The sequence below is a fragment of the Hymenobacter rubidus genome (assembly GCF_016734815.1).
Taxonomy (GTDB): Bacteria; Bacteroidota; Bacteroidia; order Cytophagales; family Hymenobacteraceae; genus Hymenobacter; species Hymenobacter rubidus.
Genome location: NZ_JAERQF010000070.1, coordinates 1 through 2,984, shown reverse-complemented (window position 1 = coordinate 2,984; position 2,984 = coordinate 1). Strand labels below are relative to the sequence as shown.

Annotated in this window: 5 protein-coding genes; 1 reads left to right on the top strand and 4 read right to left on the bottom strand. The window is 53.2% G+C overall.

The window, feature by feature from the left end; genetic code table 11:
* Positions 1-146: 146 nt before the first annotated feature.
* Positions 147-659 carry a hypothetical protein gene (locus tag JKL48_RS22780; RefSeq protein ID WP_201987700.1) on the bottom strand — a complete coding sequence of 171 codons (513 nt, stop codon included), beginning with the start codon at positions 657-659 and terminating at the stop codon, positions 147-149.
* Between the two features lie 22 nt (positions 660-681).
* Positions 682-906: a hypothetical protein gene (locus JKL48_RS22775; RefSeq protein ID WP_201987698.1), complete on the bottom strand. Its 225-nt coding sequence runs from the start codon at positions 904-906 to the stop codon at positions 682-684.
* 481 nt (positions 907-1,387) lie between these two features.
* Here JKL48_RS22775 and JKL48_RS23465 point away from each other — a divergent pair, with 481 nt between their 5' ends.
* Positions 1,388-1,519, top strand: a complete 132-nt coding sequence (locus tag JKL48_RS23465) for a hypothetical protein (RefSeq protein ID WP_262896023.1) — start codon at positions 1,388-1,390, stop codon at positions 1,517-1,519.
* A gap of 226 nt (positions 1,520-1,745) precedes the next feature.
* On the opposite strand, the gene JKL48_RS22770 is transcribed toward JKL48_RS23465, so the two are convergent.
* Both JKL48_RS22770 and JKL48_RS22765 read right to left on the bottom strand, forming a co-directional pair.
* A complete protein-coding gene (locus JKL48_RS22770) occupies positions 1,746-2,183 on the bottom strand; it encodes a hypothetical protein (protein WP_201987696.1) in 438 nt (145 codons plus the stop codon).
* Complete coding sequence (locus JKL48_RS22765) at positions 2,183-2,671, bottom strand: hypothetical protein (RefSeq protein WP_201987694.1); 489 nt, start codon at positions 2,669-2,671, stop codon at positions 2,183-2,185. The genes JKL48_RS22770 and JKL48_RS22765 overlap by 1 nt, the downstream gene beginning before the upstream one ends.
* Positions 2,672-2,984 lie beyond the last annotated feature (313 nt).

Below are 2,984 nucleotides of genomic sequence, written 5' to 3'. Positions count from 1 at the left end.
CGTGTACAGGTCCAACGTGCAACTCATCATAGGCAGTGTTAACGGGCCACCCAACTCAACGGATGCGTAACATCAGTGAGAAATATAAGCCACAAAAAAAGCCCCGACCAACCAGCCGGGGTTTTCATTTCTAATCATAGAGCGGTCTATTCAACCTCAATAAACCGCTCGATAACGTGCATTTCGTAGATGTTGTTTGCCTCGTAATCGTGGGGGGTGTTGCTCCCGCAGGTGGTCTCCCACGAAGCAGCGTAGAGGATGCCGCGCTTCTCATCAAACAGGGCAAGCGGGCCTACTTGGGTGCCAAAGCAGGGCCGCAGCCCTTCGGCCGCTTCTTCTTCGCTGGGCACCCACTTTGCAACGTACAAAATGATGGTGCCGGGCTTGATGGTGTGCCAATCTTCGCGGGCTACGGGGCGGGCAATGGCAAAGCGACCGTTGGAGTTGGTTTCGTAGTCGCTGTCAGTTTCTGCGCGGTATTCGCTATGTAGGGCAAAAACATTATGCGAACGGCAATCCGCTTCGATGGTAAGGGCATGTTTTACCGACTCGTGCAGGGCGGGAATGTAGCCAGTATAGCAGGCTTCATCCTCTGAATACGTTAACGGGGCGGGGCGAAAGTCTTTGGTGGCGGCGGCGGCGAAGGTTGCGGTCTGCATGATGGTTGAGGTTGTGTGGTGATTAATTGACTGTGAGGGGAGCACTAGCTAGGGCAGCTTGCCGGAAGCGTTGCAAGGCAATGGCGGGGCTTCGGGCGGCTTCGGTGTGAATCAGCAGGCAGCCCGGCCGCGCCCGAAAGGCAACGGAGTAATGGCCCCGGTAGTGGTGGGGCTCCGCGTAGGGCAGGGCGAAAGCCACGGCCAGCAGGGCAACGGCGGGCGGGAATTGGGTAGTGGTGGCAGGCATCGGGCGCGGCGGCAAGTGGCTGGTGATGCTGCAAACCTACGCCCTGTCACCGCCCATAAAGGTACAGGATTTTGTCATTTAATAAATTGATTATCAATGCTTTGTACAACAATGTAGGATATCTTTACTACATTGTTGTACGCCCGCTATGATGCCCCGCCGTGGGGGTGCCACAGCATGAATGAATGTCGTAATATTCCAGTAGGGCGGGCGGCATTTGACGGGACCCTACCGCCTCGCAGGGTTTGACTTTCCCCATCGCCCCCGCTTTGCCCAGCAGCCCCCGTAGGTCGAAGCGCGCACCTACACTGCAATTTTTTTTTGCGGCACCTCGCAAGGTGGGGGTGGCCTCCTTTTTTGGGGTACCCCATTGCCAGAATCGCCCCCTATAGCCTTCGCATACGAGGGCGGGGCCTTATGGAAAGTACCCAAGACTTTAGGCACACAAGCAAAGGGTCAGACCTTTTTTGTAGTTTCGGGCATGGGCCGCTACAACCTCAACGACGATTACGACGACGGAATGCCGTGGTGGGGCAAGGTGATTGGCGTGGTGTTGCTGTGCGGCGCCGTGGCCCTGCTCTTGGCCGTGATGAAGTGGTGGGAACATCACTAACGGCCCCCAAGCGGCTCGCCAATACCGACAAGCGCATCCCGAAAATAAGGCTGTCTTTCACACCCGCTGCACCAGCCAGTCGCGCCCTAGCAATTTCACCCGCGAGTACGTGTTGAGCCAAACTAGCCGAAGAGCATTTTTTGAGCCCGGCCGCAGTAGAAGGCATTTTGTATCGAGCGGGAAACAAACAGCCCCGGCTTCACTTAATAAACCGGGGCTGTTAACGTTAAGCAGTAGTGATGACTGGTGCTGCTTGCCTGAGTAAGAACTCAACCTTTTGAGAATCGGAAGCCACTGGCTTAAGCTCGTACATTATGCCTCCTTGCTTGCGTAGTCGCAACACCTCCTTAAGCAGTTCATGGTGTTTGGCCTTGGTAATGTTATCTGCGCCATGCCGACCAGTTTTAGGATGCACAAACGTTAGATATATGGACTCGTCTTTGATAACGGCCAGCACGTAAAATCGGAACCCTCCGCGCCCTTCGAGGCGCTTTTTTACAAAAAAGGCAGTTACTAAATCGTTGAGCAAATCGCCTGAGCGAGCTTCATCAAATGTTGCGCCGCAGTACGTTTTAACCAGTACTGCGCCAATGCCCGCATAGGAACTGCTCTTCTCAAGCCGTTCAAATTCGCGCTTAAACTCCTCAGTACAATAAAGCGTCATTACAAATCAGCAAATTGACTGATAAGGTCTTGCATCTCGGCATCTTGAGGAAAAACATAGAAGCGATTGTGTAAGTCCACAGCCATCTCCTTCATCGTGTCCGCAACTTCCTTGTATCTGCGTAACTCTGTTTTGTCGATGCCCTTTTTGTGAAAAATGGCATTAGTTTCGGCATAGCGCCGAATCATCTTAGCTGCCATTTTATCCATTAAGTCGACAATTTTCCCAATCCACTCCATTGCTTCCGCATCGGCTTCAGCCCCTCGACACCAAGATAGCTCGCTCAACTTGGGGAAAAGAGCGCTCAAATTGTCGGCCGTCTCCCGTAAATACTGCTTACGGTTATTGATGGCATCTAAGAATTTATTGACACGGCGCTCTATCTCCGCATTACTTGCGGCTTCACGAGTAGAAGCGGTTTGGAAAGCAGAGGTAAGAGAAACAATTTTCTCTTGCATCGCTTCACGGTCCAAGACCATTGTGCTCATAGTAGACACAAACAATAAAGCCCAAAGTGGGCTGATTACGATTTTGGGTGACCGAGTTCTGCCCGACCCCCTACAAATGTAACCGCTCAACGCGATTTCTGGTGCGTTTGTTCGAAAGCATTTGCACCCAGCCCAGAGGTGGCCACGGCCGTTTTGCCTAAATCGCAGGATTCTGCTAAGATAGCCTCTAACGATTGCCCCGCGCAAAAGGGGGGCCTATGTCGCTTCGCGCACGTTTATACCCGTCACGAAGTGGGTTGCGAATCGAGCAGGTGAAAGTGGAGGGTGAGTAAGGACGCGAGTTCGTGCCCGA